This window comes from Microbacterium sp. PAMC21962, from assembly GCF_019443465.1.
In the GTDB taxonomy this organism is placed as follows: Bacteria; Actinomycetota; Actinomycetes; order Actinomycetales; family Microbacteriaceae; genus Microbacterium; species Microbacterium hominis.
Genome location: NZ_CP080381.1, coordinates 41,425 through 58,957, shown reverse-complemented (window position 1 = coordinate 58,957; position 17,533 = coordinate 41,425). Strand labels below are relative to the sequence as shown.

Annotated in this window: 10 protein-coding genes; 2 read left to right on the top strand and 8 right to left on the bottom strand. The window is 71.3% G+C overall.

Annotated features, from left to right (window positions below; genetic code table 11):
* Positions 1–9 precede the first annotated feature (9 nt).
* The 6 genes from KY498_RS00250 to KY498_RS00225 all read right to left on the bottom strand — a co-directional run bounded on the left by KY498_RS00250 (position 10) and on the right by KY498_RS00225 (position 7,732).
* A complete protein-coding gene (locus KY498_RS00250; RefSeq protein WP_191008768.1) occupies positions 10–2,274 on the bottom strand; it encodes a TIM-barrel domain-containing protein in 2,265 nt (754 codons plus the stop codon).
* Positions 2,271–3,395, bottom strand: a complete 1,125-nt coding sequence (locus KY498_RS00245) for a glycoside hydrolase family 15 protein (protein WP_061782139.1) — start codon at positions 3,393–3,395, stop codon at positions 2,271–2,273. The genes KY498_RS00250 and KY498_RS00245 overlap by 4 nt, the downstream gene beginning before the upstream one ends.
* A gap of 63 nt (positions 3,396–3,458) precedes the next feature.
* A complete protein-coding gene (locus KY498_RS00240) occupies positions 3,459–4,703 on the bottom strand; it encodes a sugar ABC transporter substrate-binding protein (protein WP_060959496.1) in 1,245 nt (414 codons plus the stop codon).
* A 47-nt stretch (positions 4,704–4,750) separates the two neighbouring features.
* Positions 4,751–5,566 carry a carbohydrate ABC transporter permease gene (locus tag KY498_RS00235; protein WP_060959495.1) on the bottom strand — a complete coding sequence of 272 codons (816 nt, stop codon included), beginning with the start codon at positions 5,564–5,566 and terminating at the stop codon, positions 4,751–4,753.
* On the bottom strand, positions 5,559–6,506 hold the full coding sequence (locus KY498_RS00230; protein ID WP_191008769.1) for a carbohydrate ABC transporter permease: 948 nt from the start codon (positions 6,504–6,506) through the stop codon (positions 5,559–5,561). Before KY498_RS00230 ends, KY498_RS00235 begins: the two co-directional genes overlap by 8 nt.
* Positions 6,503–7,732 (bottom strand): ROK family transcriptional regulator, encoded by a 1,230-nt coding sequence (locus tag KY498_RS00225; RefSeq protein WP_061782138.1) that lies wholly within the window; start codon positions 7,730–7,732, stop codon positions 6,503–6,505. The genes KY498_RS00230 and KY498_RS00225 overlap by 4 nt, the downstream gene beginning before the upstream one ends.
* A 181-nt stretch (positions 7,733–7,913) precedes the next feature.
* Between KY498_RS00225 and KY498_RS00220 the strand changes: the two genes are divergently transcribed.
* Both KY498_RS00220 and KY498_RS00215 read left to right on the top strand, forming a co-directional pair.
* On the top strand, positions 7,914–11,249 hold the full coding sequence (locus KY498_RS00220; protein ID WP_191008770.1) for a TIM-barrel domain-containing protein: 3,336 nt from the start codon (positions 7,914–7,916) through the stop codon (positions 11,247–11,249).
* Between the two features lie 22 nt (positions 11,250–11,271).
* Positions 11,272–14,172, top strand: coding sequence for a TIM-barrel domain-containing protein (locus tag KY498_RS00215; protein ID WP_219879427.1), 2,901 nt, complete (start codon positions 11,272–11,274; stop codon positions 14,170–14,172).
* A 43-nt stretch (positions 14,173–14,215) separates the two neighbouring features.
* Here the strand turns inward: KY498_RS00215 and metE are convergent, their stop codons facing one another.
* Together metE and KY498_RS00205 are read right to left on the bottom strand one after the other, a co-directional pair.
* The gene (metE, locus tag KY498_RS00210; protein ID WP_191008772.1) at positions 14,216–16,537 is read right to left on the bottom strand and encodes a 5-methyltetrahydropteroyltriglutamate--homocysteine S-methyltransferase; all 2,322 of its coding nucleotides are present in this window, start codon (positions 16,535–16,537) and stop codon (positions 14,216–14,218) included.
* Positions 16,534–17,454 (bottom strand): methylenetetrahydrofolate reductase, encoded by a 921-nt coding sequence (locus tag KY498_RS00205; protein ID WP_258186427.1) that lies wholly within the window; start codon positions 17,452–17,454, stop codon positions 16,534–16,536. The genes metE and KY498_RS00205 overlap by 4 nt, the downstream gene beginning before the upstream one ends.
* Between the last annotated feature and the right edge of the window lie 79 nt (positions 17,455–17,533).

Here is a 17,533-nt window from a genome sequence, read left to right as displayed (position 1 = left end):
GAGACGGCCTCAGTCCTCGTCGCGGTGCGGCTCCCGCTCCGGTGCGAGGACCGGCGCCAAGGCGACCCACGCCTCGGCGCGGACGAACACCGGGACGGCGGCCCGCGCCGACACGTCGACGGTGACCACGCGTCCGCCGGTCAGCGCCGCGCCGGTGCGCGCCTCGACCCACGATCCGGACGGCAGGTACACCGGCCACTCCCGCGCCCCGGGCTCGAGCACGGGGGCGACGAGCAGGTCGCTGCCCAGCATCCACTGCAGCGGATGCCGCCACACGGCCGCATCGGTCGGGTGGTCGAAGTACAGGGGGCGCATCATCGGCACCGCCGAGGAGACGGCGCGCGCCGCCGCCTCGGCGAGGTACGGCACGAGGCGCTCGCGCAGCCGGACGAGCGCGCGCACCTCGGGGATCACCGCCTCGTCGCCCGTCCGCTCGGCGATGTTCCACGGCGTGCGGTCGTTGGAGGGCAGGCGGTGATGGTTGAACTCGGAGTGGTACTGCATGATCGGCACGAACACGCTCGCCGCCATCGCGCGCACGTACAGTTCCGCGTCGGGGATGGGACCGGAGAAGCCCGCGATGTCCCAGCCCCAGTAGACGATCCCACAGGATGCCGCGGAGAGCCCCGCGAGCATCGACCAGCGGAACGCCTCCCACGTGGAGTTCTCGTCTCCCGCCCAGTACGCCCCGTGGGCGGGTGAGCCGGTGAAGCCGGCGCGACTGAAGGTGACGGGAGCCTTGCCCGCCGACTCCAGCAGCCGACCGTACGCGGCGGCGTAGGCCACGGGGAAGCGGTTGTTGGCGACGTCGCCGGACGAGCCGTCGAGGTAGACGAGATCCTCGCCCCACGCGTGCTCCCCGCCGTCGGTCTTGAAGCCGTCGATGCCGACCTCCTCCACGAGGTAGCGGCGCTTCTCGGTCCACCACGCGGCGGCACGCTCGTCGGTGAGGTCGGGCATGAGCGAGAGCGGGAACCACCACCCGCGGTTGCGGTACGGCCGCAGCGTCCCGTCCGGAGCGCTCTCCCGGATGACGACGCCCTCAGCGAGCGCGGCGCGCGCGTCCGCGGCCGCCTGGCCGGTGGGATGCGGTCGGAGCTTGAGCAGCGGGATCTGCCACAGGTGCACACGCACGTCGTGCGCATGCAGGGTGTCGACCATGCCCTTCGGGTCGGGCCAGGCGCCGTCGGCGGGGAAGGTGAAGTCGGCCAAGCGCATCGGGCCGCCGTCCTCGCGCACCGCGTACTGCGCGTCGCGGAAGATCGTGAAGCTCTTCTCGTCGCTCCATGCCTCGATCACCACGTTGCGCACGGGGATGTCGTGCTCACGGTGGAGCGCCATCTGGCGCTCCACCTCGGCCTGCGTGTTCCACTCGTTGCCACTGGCCCACAGCCCGAACACCCAGTCGGGAAGGACGCGGGGGCGTCCGGTCTCCGCGAGGAAGGCGTCGAGCACGGTCGTGGGATCGCCCGTGTACAGGGCGAGCGAGAGCGCGGCCGGCGCGCCGGAGGCGGCATCCACGTCGGCCTCGATCACCAGGCGATCGGAGACCTGCTCTCCGATGTCGAACCACACGCGACGCGACGTGCGCACGTGCAGCCCCCAGCCGGCGCCGCCCACGACGTGCGCGAACGGCATGGGCAGGTAGGTGCGCCGGTGCGCCCCCTGGCTCTTGTACTGCTCGAACACGACGGCGTCCAACTGCGCCCCGCGGTGATCGAGCGCGTCGTAGCGTTCACCGAATCCGGTGACGTGCTCCCCCGGCGCGAGCGGGAGGGCGAAGCGCAGGCGGTGGATCCGCTCGCCGTCGTCGAGCACCTGGAGCGTGCCCGGCACGACGTCCACGGCGGTCCCCTCGACCGCGAGCGCCGCGGCATCCGCGTCGCGCCACGCCGCGACCCGGGTCTCGAACCAGCGGGTGGAGCCGCCGCGGTCGGTGCCGGCGGCGGCGAACCGGTAGCGCAGCACGCTGCCGGCCGGCGGAGCCTGAAGCTCCACCTGCCATCCGCCCGCGGCCCGCGCGGTGCGCGCCTGGGCCGAGGCGAGGTGCCCGCCGTCGACGGCCTGTCCGCGCGACGACCGGGCGACGCGCGCGAGCGGGAGGATCACCGCGTCGGCGCCGTCCACCCGCAGCTCGACCGTGACCGCGTCGATGTCTCCCGACGTGCGCACGCCGAGGCGCAGCGGCTCGCCCGCCACCGGCTGCACCGGACTGCGCTGCTCGGTGTCGTCGGAGTAGGGATGCCCGGACCCGGAGGGACGATGACGGATCATGCCGCGAGCTCCCCCCGGTCGACACCCAGCTCGACGGCCAGGCGCAGCACCATCGCATGACTCCACAGCAGCGGGGTCGCGACCGGCCCCCATCGCTCGAGCCACTCCTGGCGGTACCCGGGCGCGAGCAGATGCCCGTCGACCTGCTCGGGCAGCATCCCCTCCGCGGTGGCGGTCGACGCGGCCCATTCCAGGAGGCGCAGGGCCTCGTCGCGCTCGCCCGCCGCCGCGTAGGCGAGACCGAGGAAGCACGACAGGAGCGGCCACCGTCCGCCGCCGAAGAACGTGTCGGCGCGGAAGCGGTAAACCCCGCCCTCGACCTCCAGCTGCTCCGACACCGCGCGGAGGGTCCCCGCCCCCAGTGCGGAATGCGCATCGATCACACCCAGCGGTGCGAGGAGCGCACTGAGGCTGCCGTCCACGGCATCCGAGCCGATCCACTTCACGAGGTGCCCGTCGACCACGGCGTCCCGCGTGAGACGGGCGGTGACCTCCGCCGCTCCCGCGCGGGCCCGCGCGGCGCGCTCGCCCGTGACCAGTCCGGCGTCGGCCGCCGCACGCAGGCCCGCGGCAATGCACCCGAGCGTCGAGGCGTGCACGGCCTCGTCGTGCTCCTCCCACCAGTCGTAGCAGGGGCGCGCCCACGAGCTCAGAAGGTAGTCGACGGTGAGCGCGGCGGCATCCGCCCACCGCGTGGGGTCGATGCCGTGTCGGTCGCAGTGAGTGGCCGCGGCCCAGAGCCAGGTGCCGTAGCCGTCGAGCTGGAAGTCCCACCAGTCGTCCGAGCCCAGTCCGCCGTCGAAGGTGAAACGGGCGGGCAGCATCTCTTCGTCGGGCAGCGGGGTGCCCGCATCCGCCGCTTCGACGATGTCGCGGATGCGGTCGGCGTAGCGGGCGACGACCATCGCGCACCAGTCATGGAACGCCGAGGCGGAGGCCGCCTCGCCCGCGGCGGAGGCGCCGTCGGCGATGAACGAGCCGTCGCGGAACCAGCAGTACCCGCGGTACGCCGAGAACGACGGCGACGCCGGGTAGGCGCCGTTGGGCTCCTGCAACGAGGTGATGACGGTGCGGGAGCGGTCGAGGAGGGCGTCGAGCGCGACGCGGGGTGTGGTGGTCATGGGTCCGTTCCGTGGGAGTCGCGGTGGTCGGGGCGGGCGGACCCGCCCCGACCAGAGGGGATGTCAGCCGAGGAGGGGCGTGATGCGCTTCTCGGCGTCGGCGAGGGCCGCTTCGACCGTCTTGCGGCCGGCGGCGGCCTCGGTCAGCTCCTCGGTGACGATGTCCTGCATCTCGGCCTGGCCGTCGCCGATCGACGGCGCGAGCGCGACCTCCTCGAGCGAGTCGAACACGGCCTGGCGGTTGGCCGGCGGGGTGATGTCGAGGTAGGCGGACAGCGCCGTCTGGTCGGCGATCGGCGGGAGCTCCCAGCCGGCCGTCAGACGCGTGTCGACGGTCGTCTTCGAGCTCGTGAGGAACTCGGCGAACTTCGTGGCCGCCTCCTTGTTCTTCGTGCCCGCAGACACGCCCACGGCGTTGGAGAACAGCGCGCTCGCGTGCTGCGTGTCACCCGGCTCGACGGCGATGTCCCAGGAGATGCCGGCGTCGGCCAGGCCCCCGAACATCCAGATGCCGCTGTGCCACATCGCCAGCTTCCCGTCCGCGAACAGCTTGCTGTCGAAGTCGGGGGTGCCCGCACCCTGCTCGGCCGTCGGCATGGTCGTGCCGCTCTTGCCGACGAGCCAGGTGGCGGCGGCGATGCCCTCCGGGCTGTTGAAGCCGACCTTGCCGTCGGCGGTGAGGAACTGCCCGCCCGCCTGGGCGACGGCCTTGTAGAACTCGTGGTACGAGATGGGCTGGTAGTCGCCCCACACCCCGGCGCCCGCGTCGGTGAGCTTCTCGGCGGCGGCCTTCTCGTCCGCCCACGTCCAGTCGGCGGTCGGGTACGCGAGACCCGCGGCATCGAACAGGTCGGCGTTGTAGAACAGCACGACGTTGGAGAAGGAGCTCGGCAGCGCGTACGAGGTGCCGTCGGTGGCGTAGGCGTCGACGAGCGAGGCCTGGTAGACGCTCGTGTCCACGCCGTCCAGCGCGGCGAGGACGCCGCTCTTCTGATACGCGGCGTAGTTCGCGAACTCGATGTCGAACACGTCCGCCGCCGTGCCGCCGGCCAGGTCGGTCTGCAGCGCCGTGAAGTAGTCGGTGTAGGGCAGCGTCTTCACCTCGACGGTGATGCCGGGGTTCTCCTTCTCGAAGGCGTCGACGATCGCCTGCAGGTTCTTCTCGTTGCCGCCGGCCGAGATGAAGTTCGAGTACGTGATGGTCACGTCTCCCCCCGCGGCGGGCGAGCCGGAGCCGGAGCATCCGGCGAGGGCGAGGCCGGCGACGGCGAGGACGCCGATCCCGGCGATGGGTGCTGTGCGGTTCATGCGATATCTCCTTCGATACGGGTGTGCGAGGTGAGGTCGTGCGGGTCTTACTTGATGCCGCTGGAGGCGACGCCCTGGATGACGTAGCGCTGAGCGAACAGATAGATGGCCAGCATCGGGAGGATGCTGACGACCGAGCCCGCCATCATCACGTCCCACTGGGTCGTGTACTGGCCCTGCAGCCCGGCGAGCGCCAGCGGCAGGGTCTTGAGCTCGGCCGAGCGCAGGATGATGAGCGGCCAGAGGAAGCCGTTCCAGCTGTTCATGAACGAGAACACGGCCAGCGTCGCGAGCGTCGGCCCCACCAGCGGCAGCACGACCGTGCCGAAGATGCGGAAATGGCCCGCGCCGTCGAGGGTCGCGGCCTCGTCCAGCTCGCGCGGCACGGCGTTCATCGCCTGCCGGAGCAGGAACACGCCGAATGCGCTCGCGACGCCTGGCAGCAGCACACCGAGATAGGTGTCGACGAGGCCGAGGTCTCGCATCTGCACGAACAGCGGCACGATGAGCACCTGGATGGGGATCATCATCGTCGCGAGGTACACCGCGAACACCACGGAGCGCCCACGGAAGGGCAGACGACTGAAGGCGTAGGCCGCGAGCGAGCTGGTGATCAGCTGGAGCAGCGCGGTGGCGACGGCCAGACCGAGGGAGTTGGCGATGATGCGGGCGAACGGCAGTTCCGCGAACAGCGTCTGATACGCCGAGAACGACGGCTCCTCCGGGATGAGGCGGGGCGTCGCGTCCAGGCCGGCGCCCGGCGAGAACGACGTCGACAGCGTCCACAGGAACGGGAAGAACATCACGACCGCGCCGGCGATCAGCACCGCGGCCAGGAGGGCGCGCTGGGTCTTCTCACGCATAGGTCACCCACTTCTTCTGGCCGACGATCTGCACGACGGTGACGCCGAGCACGAGGATGAACAGCATCCACGACAGGGCCGAGGCCTCACCGGCGGCGCCGTAGCGGAACGTCAGGTCGTAGATCTGCTGCACGACGACGGTGCTCGAGCCGGCCGGACCGCCGCCGGTCATCGCGTAGACCTGGTCGAAGACCTGGAAGCCGTTGATCAGCGAGATCACGACGACGAAGAACGTCGAGGGCGACAGCAACGGCAGGGTCACGTTGAACAGGCGCCGCCACGGGCCCGCGCCGTCCACCTTCGCGGCCTCGTACATCTCCTGCGGGATGGCCTGGAGCCCGGCGAGCAGGATGATCATGACGAACCCGAGGTCCTTCCACGCCGAGGCCAGGATGATCGAGGGCATCGACCACGCCGGGTCGGTCCACCAGCCCGGCCCGTCGATGCCGAACACCGCGAGGGTCGCGTTGACGATGCCGACGGACGGGTTGAGGAGCCAGCGCCACACCAGGGCGACCACGATCCAGCTCGTCACGACGGGAAGGAAGTACACACCGCGCAGGATGTTGCGACCGCGCAGCGGCACGTTGAGCGCGAGGGCGAGGGCGAGACCGCCGATGTAGACGAGCGGCAGGTAGCCGACGAGGTAGTAGAGCGTGTTGAAGAACGCCCGCTGCGTCGCCGGATCCTGCACGAGGTGGATGTAGTTGTCGAGCCCGACCCACTTCATGGGGGCGAGCAGGTTCCATTCGTGCAGGCTCGTCCACAGCGCGCCGAACATCGGGTAGATCGTGAAGAGGGCGAGCGGGACGGCGCTCGGCAGCAGGAACGCGAGCACCGTGAGCGCGTAGCGCAGTCGTCGCCGGGGCCGCCGCACGGGCCGGGTCCGGATCGCCGCGCGTCCCGTCGTGGCCGGGAGAGGCCGGGCCGTGAGGGTCATCTCGCGCCGCCGCCTTCTCCGGGCTCGACCGCACGCGCCACGGCGAGCCGCTCGCGCACGAGACGTCCCTGCTCCCCCGAGCGCCCCTGGTCGTCGAACGGGGTCGAGAGCACGAGCGAGGCCGCGCCCTGCGCCCAGCGGTCGTCCTGCCACGTCTCGACCGCCACCGGTACGGCGCGGTTGCGCGGGATGAGGCCGGCGCGAAACGCCGGCTCGAATCCGAACGACCAGTGTCGCCACGACTCGACGCCCTCACCGAGGAGGATCACGATCTCGGGGTCGACCACGTTGACGACGCCCGCGAGGACCCGACCGAGCAGATGTCCGGCGTGCGAGAAGAGCTGCTGGGCGCCCGCGTCGCCGGCGTCCGCCGCGGAGCGCAGCGCGCCGATGCCGGCATCGCGGCCGATGATCCCCTGCTCGCGGGCGCGGCGCACGAGGGCGTCCTGGCCGACGATGGCTTCGAGACAGCCGCGGCCGCCGCACTGGCAGAGCGGACCGTCCTCCTCCACCGGGACGTGCCCGATCTCGCCCGCCCCGCCGCTCCGGCCCCGCAGCACGCGGCCGTCGGCCACGAGCCCCGCACCGACGCCGGTGCCGATCGTGAGGACGAGGACGTTCTCGTGCCCCCGCGCCTGGCCGTGCAGCGCCTCGGCGATCGCGAGGGCGTTGACGTTGTTCTCGACGAGGACCGGGAGGTCGAGCTCGCGACGCAGCGCTTCGCCGAGGGGCACGCGCTGCCAGCCGAGCTGCGTGGAGTCGACGGTGCCGACCGCCTGCTCCTCGACGTTGCCGGGCACGCCCACCCCGAGACCGAGGAGCGGGGCGCCGTCGCCCCCGGCGATGAACGCGCGCAGCTTCTCGGCCAGGCGTGTCGTCGCGGTGCCCGAGGCCGCATCGAAGGGCTCGGTCGCGGAACGGACGACGGTGCCGTCGATCCCGACCTCCACGACGGTGATGTGGTCCGCGACGACCTTGACGCCGATCGCGCGACCCGCGTCGGCCACGAGTCCGAGGAGCCGCGCCGGGCGTCCGCCGCTGGAGGGGCTGTGGTCGAGCTCGACGAGCAGCCCGTCGGCGATCAGCTGACGCGTGTGCTGGGTGATGAGCGCGGGCGAGACGTCGAGCTCGCGCGCCAGGTCGGCCCGCGAGGTGGGACCGCTGCCGCCGATGAAGGCGAGCACGGCCGATCGAGTGACATCGGCTCGGGCGGATGAAGACGGCACGGGAACCCCTTTGTTTAGGCCTGAAAGAACATTAGGACACGACGCGCGCGAACGTCAACTCGATTCCCCTTCGCCCCGATCAGCCCGGCGCGCGACTGCTCGATGAGAACAAAGGGTTGATATCCGACGCACAGGTGGTCCATACTCTCCACTAAATTCAGACCTGAACAAAGAGGTTCCCATGTCTTCTGCTGCACGGACTGTTCCCCTCGTCGGCCCCCGGCGCGCGATCGTGCTCGCCGCGGGTCTGGTGACGGCTCTCGTCATCGCCCTTCTCGCGGCGACCCCGGCACAGGCGAGCACGCTGGACGGGGTGTGGCACGACCCGTACGGCGACGACGAGCTGTATGCCGCGCAACCGACGGAACGATCGCCGCGCGACCCGATGGCGGGCGAGGACGTCACGGTCCGCGCCACGACGTGGCCGATCGCCTCGGGCCAGTCGGTGTGGGTCACCTGGAGCGTCAACGGCGTCGCCCAGACCCCGCGCGGCGCGAGCTGGGACTACAACTCCGGCAACAACACGTACTGGAAGATCGATCTGGGATCCTTCGCCCGCGGCGACGACGTGCAGTACACCGTGCACGCCGACGTGAACGGCGCCGGCCAGCGCGACATCGGACCGTTCTCGTTCGCGACCACCTCGTGGAGCACCGTCACCGACGTCACGAACGTGATCGACAACGGCACCTCGGTCGACATCGTGACGGGCGACAGCGCCGGCGACTTCACTCCGAAGGTGCGTTTCGCCTTCCCCCGCCTCGACGGCTACGACGTGCAGATCGCGCCGAGCGGATCGGGCCTGAACCTGAGCGGGCTGACGGACTACACCCTCACCAACGGCGCGTCGCAGGTGACCATCGCCACGAGCCAGCTCGTCCTCAAGATCGACAAGAGCCCCTACCGCCTCTCGGTCTACAAGGGAGACGGCACGACGCTCATCACACGCCAGTACGACCCGGCGCAGTTCCGCAACATCGGCTGGGCCAGCGACGGCAGCTCCACCGTGACCAAGATCGAGGACCACTTCCTCAGCCCCGCGGGCGAGCGGTTCGAGGGCTTCGGCGAGCGCTACGACCGACTCGACCATCGCGGAACCGACGTGCACAACTACGTCTACAACCAGTACCAGGACCAGGGCGCGACCCGCCGCACGTACTACTCCGTGCCCTACTTCGCGAACTCCGCCGGCTACGGCGTGCACGTCCCCAGCACCCGGTACGCGATCTTCAACCTGGCGACCTACCGCTCCGACATGGCCGGGTTCACCGTCGACACGGGCGGCGCGGTGAACTCGACCATCACGTACCAGTTCTTCACCGGCGACCAGACCGAGATGCTCGACGACTTCACCGCCGAGACCGGCCGTCCGCTCCTGCCGCCCAAGTGGGCCTTCGGCCTCTGGGGATCGGCGAACGAGTGGAACACGCAGGCCGAGGTCGACACGTGGCTGAACCAGGTGGACTCCTCCGGCATCCCGCACAGTGCCCTCGTTCTGGAGCAGTGGAGCGACGAGGCCACCTTCTACCTCTGGAAGGACGCCCAGTACACGCCGACTGCGGGAAGCGGCAGCCTCGACTACGCCGACCTCACCTTCCCCTCCGGCGGGGCGTGGAGCGACCCGAAGCAGATGATCCAGGATGCCCACGACCAGAACATCAAGGTCATCCTCTGGCAGATCCCGGTGCTCAAGGAGAACTTCACCTCCAACCCCTCCACCGCTCCGCAGCAGCACCTCAACGACAAGGCCTACGCCGCCGCGCAGGACTTCCTCGTGAAGGACGGCGCCGGTCAGCCCTACCGCATCCCGACCGGCCAGTGGTTCGGCGACAGCACGGTGCCCGACTTCACGAGCACCGCCGCCACCGACTGGTGGATGAGCAAGCGCGCCTATCTGTTCGACGACCTGGGCGTGGACGGCTTCAAGACCGACGGCAGCGAGGCGCTGTTCGGCCGCGACCTCCAGGTGGCCGACGGACGCCGGGGCGACGAGATGCACAACGCGTACCCGAACGAGTACACCCGCGCCTACAACGACGTCGTGCAGCAGAAGACCGGGGGCGACGGCACGCTCTTCAGCCGCGCGGGCACCTCCGGCGCCCAGAGCCAGTCGATCTTCTGGGCGGGCGACCAGTCCTCCACCTTCGGCGCCTTCCAGGAGGCGGTGCGGGCGGGACAGAGCGCCGGGCAGTCGGGCGTCCCGTTCTGGGCGTGGGACCTCGCGGGCTTCACCGGCTCGTTCCCGAGCGCCGAGCTCTACCTGCGCTCGACGTCGCAGGCCACCTTCTCGCCGATCATGCAGTACCACTCCGAGAAGTCCGACCCCACGCCGTCCGAGGCCCGCACTCCCTGGAACGTACAGGCGCGCACCGGCGACACGAGTGTGGTCCCCACCTTCGCGAAGTTCGCGAACGTCCGCATGAACCTCGTCCCCTACCTGTACACCGAGGCCGACGACAGCGCCTCGACGGGCGTGCCGATGATGCGGGCCATGAGTCTCGCCTTCCCGGGCGACGCGACCGCCGCGACCTACGACCAGCAGTATCTGTTCGGCTCGCAGCTGCTCGTCGCCCCGATCACGACGCAGGGCCAGACCGTGAAGGACGTCTACCTGCCCGCCGGCGAGTGGTACGACTTCTGGAACGGCGGCCGCGCGCTCGGCGACGGCGTGAAGCCGTACTACGCCGCCACCGACAGCATCCCGGTGTACGCACGGGCCGGCGCGGTCATCCCCCTCAACCTCAACGACGCCTACGAGCTGGGCGGCACGATCGGAAACGACGTCGAGGCGTACGACAACCTGGTGTTCCGGATCTACCCGTCGGCCTCCAGCACGTACGACTACTTCGAGGACGCGGCGGACGCCCACCGCGCCATCGCGGTCACCTCCGACCGTGTGGCGCGCACCGTGTCGATCTCGGCTCCGGCGCTGACCACCGCGGCGACCTACCAGGTGTCGGGCACGAAGCCCACCGCGGTGGCGGTCGGCGGGTCGGCGCTCACCGAGGTCGGGTCGGTGGCAGCGCTGGCCGCCGCGAGCACCGGCTGGTTCTGGGATGCCGTGCAGCAGCTGACCTCCATCAAGGTCGCAGCGAGCACGTCCGCGCGCACGATCGCGCTGACCGGCGTCGACAAGGCCGCGTACGAGGCCGAGTTCGCCGCGCAGACGGGCGTGGGCACGAACACGGATCACCCCGGCTACACCGGCACGGGCTTCGTGGACGGGTTCGCCACGAGCGGCGACGCCGTGCAGTTCGACGTGTGGGCCGACGCGAACGCGACCCACCAGCTGCGCGTGCGCTACGGCAACAGCGCGGCGACCTCGGCCGTGCGCACCGTCCGCGTCGACGGGACGTCCGTCGGCACGCTGACCCTGCCCTCGACCGGCTCCTGGGACAGCTGGGGCATCGCCTCGATCGGCGCGAGTCTCGCTCCGGGCCGCCACACCGTGCGCATCGAGTACGACAGCGGCAGCGCCGGCGGCATCAACCTCGACAACCTCGTGCTCGCACGCTGAGCCGGATCCCGCGGAGAGAACCATGAACGCTCTGACCCTGCGGCGCCGCGTCGCCACCCTCGCGATCGCGTCGATCGCGGCGGCCTCCCTGACCGCCCTCGGCGGCTGGGCGGATGCCGCGCCCGCCCAGGCTGCACCGCTCGGCGTGCAGCGGGCCGAGTTCACCTCCGGATCGAGCTACCTCGTGGTCGAGGTGCTCGACGACGACCTCGTGCACTTCGAGGTCGCCGGCGGCGGCACGTCGCCCGGGACGTCGACGGCGCTGTTCACGACGCCGCAGATCGCGAAGACCGACTACCCCGGCCCGGAGACCTACACGCGCAGCGGCGGCACGATCCAGACCGCGGGGCTGCGACTCGACGTCGACACGTCGACGCTGTGCGTGACGGCGACCGACATCACCCGTACGCCGGAGCTCGTCCTCCAGACGACCTGCCCGGTCGGTCTCACGCAGGCGTGGAAGGGCCTGAACATCACGAAGTCGTCGATCGAGAACGCCTACGGCTTCGGGCAGCAGTTCTTCACGGGAGCCAGCGCCGACGGCGACTGGGTGGGGCGCGTCCGCTCCCCCGGCGGCACCTACGGCAATGCGATGGTCTACGACGCGGAGAACGGCCCGGTCGGCAACACGCAGATCCCGGTGCTGTTCGCCGTGGGCGACGCCAACGCCAACTACGGCCTGTTCGTCGACCAGCTGTACAAGCAGGAGTGGAACCTGACCGGCGACCCCTGGACGATGCGCACGTGGGGCGACCAGCTGCGGTGGTATCTCATGGCGGGGCCGGACCTGCCCGACCTTCGCGAGGACTACATGCAGCTCACCGGCACCCCGCCCGTGCCCCCGAAGAAGGCGTTCGGACTGTGGGTCTCGGAGTTCGGCTACGACGACTGGTCCGAGCTCGACGACACCATCTCCGGGCTCCGTGCCGCCGACTTCCCCGTGGACGGCGCCATGCTCGACGTGCAGTGGTTCGGGGGCGTGACCGCCGACTCCGACGACACCCGCATGGGCACCCTCGACTGGGACACGTCGAGCTTCCCGAACCCGGCGTCGAAGATCGCCGCGCTGAAGGCCGACGGCGTCGGCATCATCCCGATCGAGGAGTCGTACGTCGGCAAGAACCTGCCCGAGCACGCCGACATGGCCGCCGACGGCTACCTCGTGCGCTCCGGATGCTCGACCTGCTCCCCGGCCTACCTCACCGGCAACCCGTGGTGGGGCAAGGGCGGGATGATCGACTGGACGCAGCCCGCCGCCGGTGCCGCGTGGCACGACGAGCAGCGCCAGCACCTCGTGGACGAGGGCGTGATGGGGCACTGGCTCGACCTCGGCGAGCCGGAGATGTACGACGCGAACGACTGGACGGCCGGGATCCTCCCCGGCAAGCACGCGCACGCCGATTACCACAACGCCTACAACCTCCTGTGGGCGCAGAGCATCGCCGACGGCTACGAGCGCAACGACGAGGACGCCCGCCCGTTCCTGCTCTCGCGCGCCGCGGCCGGCGGCATCCAGCGTTTCGGGACGGCCATGTGGTCGGCCGACATCGGTTCCACGATGAAGGCCCTCGCGTCGCAGCAGAACACGCAGCTGCACATGTCGATGTCGGGCATCGACTATTACGGCTCGGATGTCGGCGGGTTCCGCCGCGAGATGCTCGACGCGGATGCCGACGAGCTGTACACGCAGTGGTTCGCCGACAGCGCCTGGTTCGACACGCCGCTGCGCCCGCACACCGAGAACCTCTGCAACTGCCTGGAGACCACGCCCGACGCGATCGGCGACGTCGACAGCAACCGCGCGAACCTGGTGCGCCGCTACGAGAACGCGCCCTACACGTACTCGCTCGCCCACCGCGCGAACCGGTACGGCGAACCGGTGGCTCCGCCGCTCGTGTACTACTACCAGAACGACGACAACGTCCGCGAGATGGGCCACCAGAAGATGCTGGGCCGCGACCTCATGGTCGCCATCGTGGCCGGGTCGGGCGAGCGCGAGCGCGACGTGTACCTGCCCGCCGGCGACTGGATCGACATCCACACGAACGAGCGCATCGCCAGTACGGGTCAGTGGATAGCGGACGTGCCCCTGTGGCGCAACGGCGTGTTCACGCTGCCCGCCTACGCCCGCGCAGGAGCGATCATCCCGCAGGCCTTCGTCGATGCCGAGACGAAGGACATCACGGGCCTGCGCTCGGACTCGACCGTGCACGACGAGCAGATCACGACCGTCTACGCCGACGACGCCGCGACCAGCTTCACCCTCTACGAGGACGACGGCACGAGCACCGCGTACCAGAGCGGTGCGGTGCGCACGACGCCGATCAGCCAGTCGACGTCCGGCGGCGTGGCCACCGTCACCGTGGGCGCGGCATCCGGCACGTACGCCGGCGCCCCGTCAACGCGGCCGACGATCGTCAAGCTCGTCACCGACGACACGCAGGCCGCCTCGGTGACCCTCAACGGCAGCGCGCTCACCGAGCACGCGAACAAGGCCGCCTTCGACGCCGCGGCCAGCGGGTGGTACAACGCCGGTGGCAACACGGTCATCGCCAAGGCCGCCAGCAGCGCGGTCGGCACCGCGAAGACCTTCGCCTTCACCCTGGGCGAAGACGCGGTGTGGGCGACCTTCGCGTGCGAGTTCGCGACGACGACGTTCGGCCAGTCGGTCTACGTCGTGGGGAACATCCCGCAGCTGGGCAACTGGTCGCCCGCGAGCGCGATCAAGCTGAACCCGAGCGCGTACCCGACCTGGACCGGTGTGATCGAGAACCTCCCGCCGTCCAGCGCGATCGAGTGGAAGTGCATCAAGCGGCAGGAAGCGGGCAATCCGAACACGGCCGACGCGTGGGAGCCCGGCGGCAACAACGTGCTGAACACTCCCCCGTCGGGATCGGCCGGGATCACGACGGGCGCGTTCTAGCCGTGCGGACCCGGTCCCCGCGCGGGGACCGGGTCGACGCGGGCTACGCGCCGACGCGCTCCCGCACGCGCGCGGTGGCCGTGACGAGGTTCTGCAGCGCCGCCACGGTCTCCTCGTAGCCGCGCGTCTTCAGCCCGCAGTCGGGGTTGACCCAGACCTGGTGCAGCGGAAGCTCGTCCGCGGCGCGCTGCAGCAGTTCCTCGATCTCGTCGACGCTCGGCACGCGCGGGGAGTGGATGTCGTACACGCCCGGCCCGACGCCGTGCGAGAAGCCCGAGGCCGCGATGTCGTTGATGACCTCACCGCGGCTGCGCGCCGCCTCGATCGAGGTGACGTCGGCGTCCAGCGCGGCGATCGCGTCGATCACGACACCGAACTCGGAGTAGCAGAGGTGGGTGTGGATCTGGGTGGCGTCGGCCGCCCCCGCCGTCGCGAGGCGGAACGAGCGCACCGACCAGTCGAGGTAGGCGGGCTGGTCGGCCCGCCGCAGCGGCAGGAGCTCCCGGAGGGCGGGTTCGTCCACCTGGATGATGCGGATGCCGGCGGCCTCGAGGTCGGCGATCTCGTCGCGCAGCGCCAGGGCGACCTGGTCGGCCGTCGCGGCGAGCGGCTGGTCGTCGCGGACGAAGGACCACGCGAGGATCGTGACGGGTCCGGTCAGCATCCCCTTCACGTACTTCTCCGACCGGGATTGCGCATACGTCGACCACCCGACCGTCATGGGCGCGGGACGCGACACGTCGCCCCACAGGATCGACGGGCGGGTGGCGCGCGAGCCGTACGACTGCACCCAGCCGTTCTGGGTGACGGCGAAGCCGTCGAGGTGCTCGGCGAAGTACTGCACCATGTCGTTGCGCTCGGCCTCCCCGTGCACGAGGACGTCGAGGCCGAGGTCCTCCTGCAGGTCGATGACGCGATCGATCTCGGCGCGCAGGAACTCCTCGTACTCCGCTGCCGACAGCTCACCGCGCGTGTGGGCCGCGCGCGCCCGGCGGATGTCCGCGGTCTGCGGGAACGAGCCGATCGTCGTCGTCGGCAGCGTGGGCAGACCGAGCGCCGTCTGCGCGGCGGATCGCCGGGCGAACGGCGCGCGGTCGGATGCCGCGGCGTCCAGCCCCTCCAGACGCGCGCGCACGTCGCCGTCGGCCACCCCGGGCGCCGACCGACGGTCGGCGAGGGCGGCGTCGGCCGCCGCGAGCTCGTCGGCGATCGCGGCGCGCCCGGCGACGAGACCGCGCGCGAGGGTCGCGACCTGGGAGACCTTCTGATCCGCGAACGCGAGCCATGCCGCGAGACGCGGGTCGAGCGCCGGCTCGTCGGCGACGTCGTGCGGCACGTGCTGCAGCGACGTCGAGGTGCCGACGGCGACCGCGGCCGCGCCGACCGCGCGGAGCCGCTCCAGCCGGTCCGCGGCGGCGGTCAGATCGCCGCGCCACACGTTGCGACCGTCGACGACACCGCCCACGATCGTCTTGCCGGCGAGGCCGGGATGCGAGGCGGGCGCCTCGCCGGCACGGTGCAGATCGATCGCGAGGGCCTCGACGGGCGCCGCGGCCAGCACGCTCCACGCGTCGGCCGTCAGCGGCCCGTAGGGCGCCGCCACGAGGATCGCCGGACGGTCCGCGGCGGCTCCCAGCACCGCGTACGCGCGCTCCGCCGCGGCGGCGAGTCGGTCGACGTCGATTCCCAGACTCTCGCTGACGAGCGCCGGCTCATCCAGCTGCACCCACGACGCGCCGGCCTCCCGCAGCGACTGCAGCAGCGACGCGTAGACCGGAAGGAGATCCTCGAGGCGGTCGAGCGGGGAGAATCCCGCGGGCGCGCCGTCGGCGGGCTTCGCCAGGGCGAGGAGGGTCACCGGACCGACCACGACGGGGCGCACGGTCACGCCGTCCGCGGCGGCCTCCGCGACCTGCCGGGCGAACCGGTCGTGCGAGAGCGCGAAGCGGGTCTCGGGAGCGATCTCGGGAACGAGGTAGTGGTAGTTCGTGTCGAACCACTTCGTCATCTCGAGCGGCTGACGATGACCGTCGCCGCGCGCGGCGGCGAAGTAAGCCGCGAGCGGCACGGCGCCGTCCTCGCCCCGGAGCGCGTCGAAGCGCGCCGGGAGGGCGCCGACGGCGGTCGCCGCGTCGAGCACTTGGTCGTAGTAGGAGAAGGTCTCGGGGATGGACGAGTCGTCGCGGCCGAGGCCGAGGTCGAGGAGCCGCGCGCGCGTCGCGCGGCGGAGGGCCGCCGCCTCGGTCTCGAGGCCGGCCTCGTCGAGCACACCGGCCCAGTGGCGCTCGACGGCGCGCTTGAGCTCGCGGCGGCGGCCGATGCGCGGGTAACCGAGGATCGTGCCGGCGGGGAAGGACGTGGTCATGGGGTCGTCTCCTCAGGGATGAGCCCGGCGGCGCGGAGCACGGCCAGGACGGTGTCGTGGTTGTTGAAGGCGTAGAGGTGGATGCCGGGCGCTCCGCCGTCGAGCACGGCGCGGGCGAGGTCCGCGGCGTGGGCGATGCCCACCGCGCGCTGCGCGGCGGCATCCGTCGCGGCCTCCAGGGCGACCGCGAGGTCGTCGGGCCGGGGGTCGCCGGTGAGCTCCAGGACGCGGCGCAGGCGTGCGGGCGAGGTGATCGGCATGATGCCGGGCAGGATCGGGATGACGACGCCGGCGGCGCGGGCGCGCGAGACGAAGTCGAGGTAGTCGGCGGAGCGGAAGAAGAGCTGCGTGATCGCCGAGGTCGCTCCCGCCGCCTGCTTGGCCAGGAGCGCATCGATGTCCTCGAAGCGGTGGCGCGAGCGCGGGTGGCCGTTCGGGAAGGCCGCGACGGCGATCTCGACCCGCTCCCCGGCGGCGACCTGCGCGGCCCCGGGAACGCCGGGGATCTCCTGCTCGCGGTACGGCGAGCGCTCCGCCTGCACCCGGTCGATCAGCTGCACGAGCTGCGCCGCCGACTCGAGGTCGCCGAGCGCGACCTCGTCCTCCGCGACCCCCGCGGGAGGGTCGCCGCGCAGGGCCAGGAAGCGGGTGATGCCGGCGTCGAGGAACTCCCGGATCACGGTGGTGGCCTCCGCGTAGCTGCTGCCGACGCACGTGAGATGGGCCACCGGGGGCACGGGCGTCTCGCGGAGGATGTGGGTGAGGACGGCGAGCGAGCGGTCGGTGGTCGATCCGCCGGCCCCGAACGTGACGGAGATGAAGCGCGGCCCGGTGGCGGCGAGCACACGGATCGTCTCGTGGAGGGCGGGGAGCCCCTCGGCCGTCCGGGGCGGATAGATCTCGAAGGAGAAGGGCACCGTCCGAGCGGACCTCGGGGACACGTCGTCGACGATCGGCGCGGTGGCGCGGGGCTCGTGAGACATCATGGCTCGGTTC

Coding starts and splice junctions, on each gene's coding strand:
- KY498_RS00240 (WP_060959496.1), bottom strand. CDS start 4,703: ATGAACCGCACAGCACCCATCGCCGGGATCGGCGTCCTCGCCGTCGCC.
- metE (WP_191008772.1), bottom strand. CDS start 16,537: ATGACCACGTCCTTCCCCGCCGGCACGATCCTCGGTTACCCGCGCATC.
- KY498_RS00220 (WP_191008770.1), top strand. CDS start 7,914: ATGTCTTCTGCTGCACGGACTGTTCCCCTCGTCGGCCCCCGGCGCGCG.
- KY498_RS00235 (WP_060959495.1), bottom strand. CDS start 5,566: ATGCGTGAGAAGACCCAGCGCGCCCTCCTGGCCGCGGTGCTGATCGCC.
- KY498_RS00215 (WP_219879427.1), top strand. CDS start 11,272: ATGAACGCTCTGACCCTGCGGCGCCGCGTCGCCACCCTCGCGATCGCG.
- KY498_RS00245 (WP_061782139.1), bottom strand. CDS start 3,395: ATGACCACCACACCCCGCGTCGCGCTCGACGCCCTCCTCGACCGCTCC.
- KY498_RS00250 (WP_191008768.1), bottom strand. CDS start 2,274: ATGATCCGTCATCGTCCCTCCGGGTCCGGGCATCCCTACTCCGACGAC.
- KY498_RS00230 (WP_191008769.1), bottom strand. CDS start 6,506: ATGACCCTCACGGCCCGGCCTCTCCCGGCCACGACGGGACGCGCGGCG.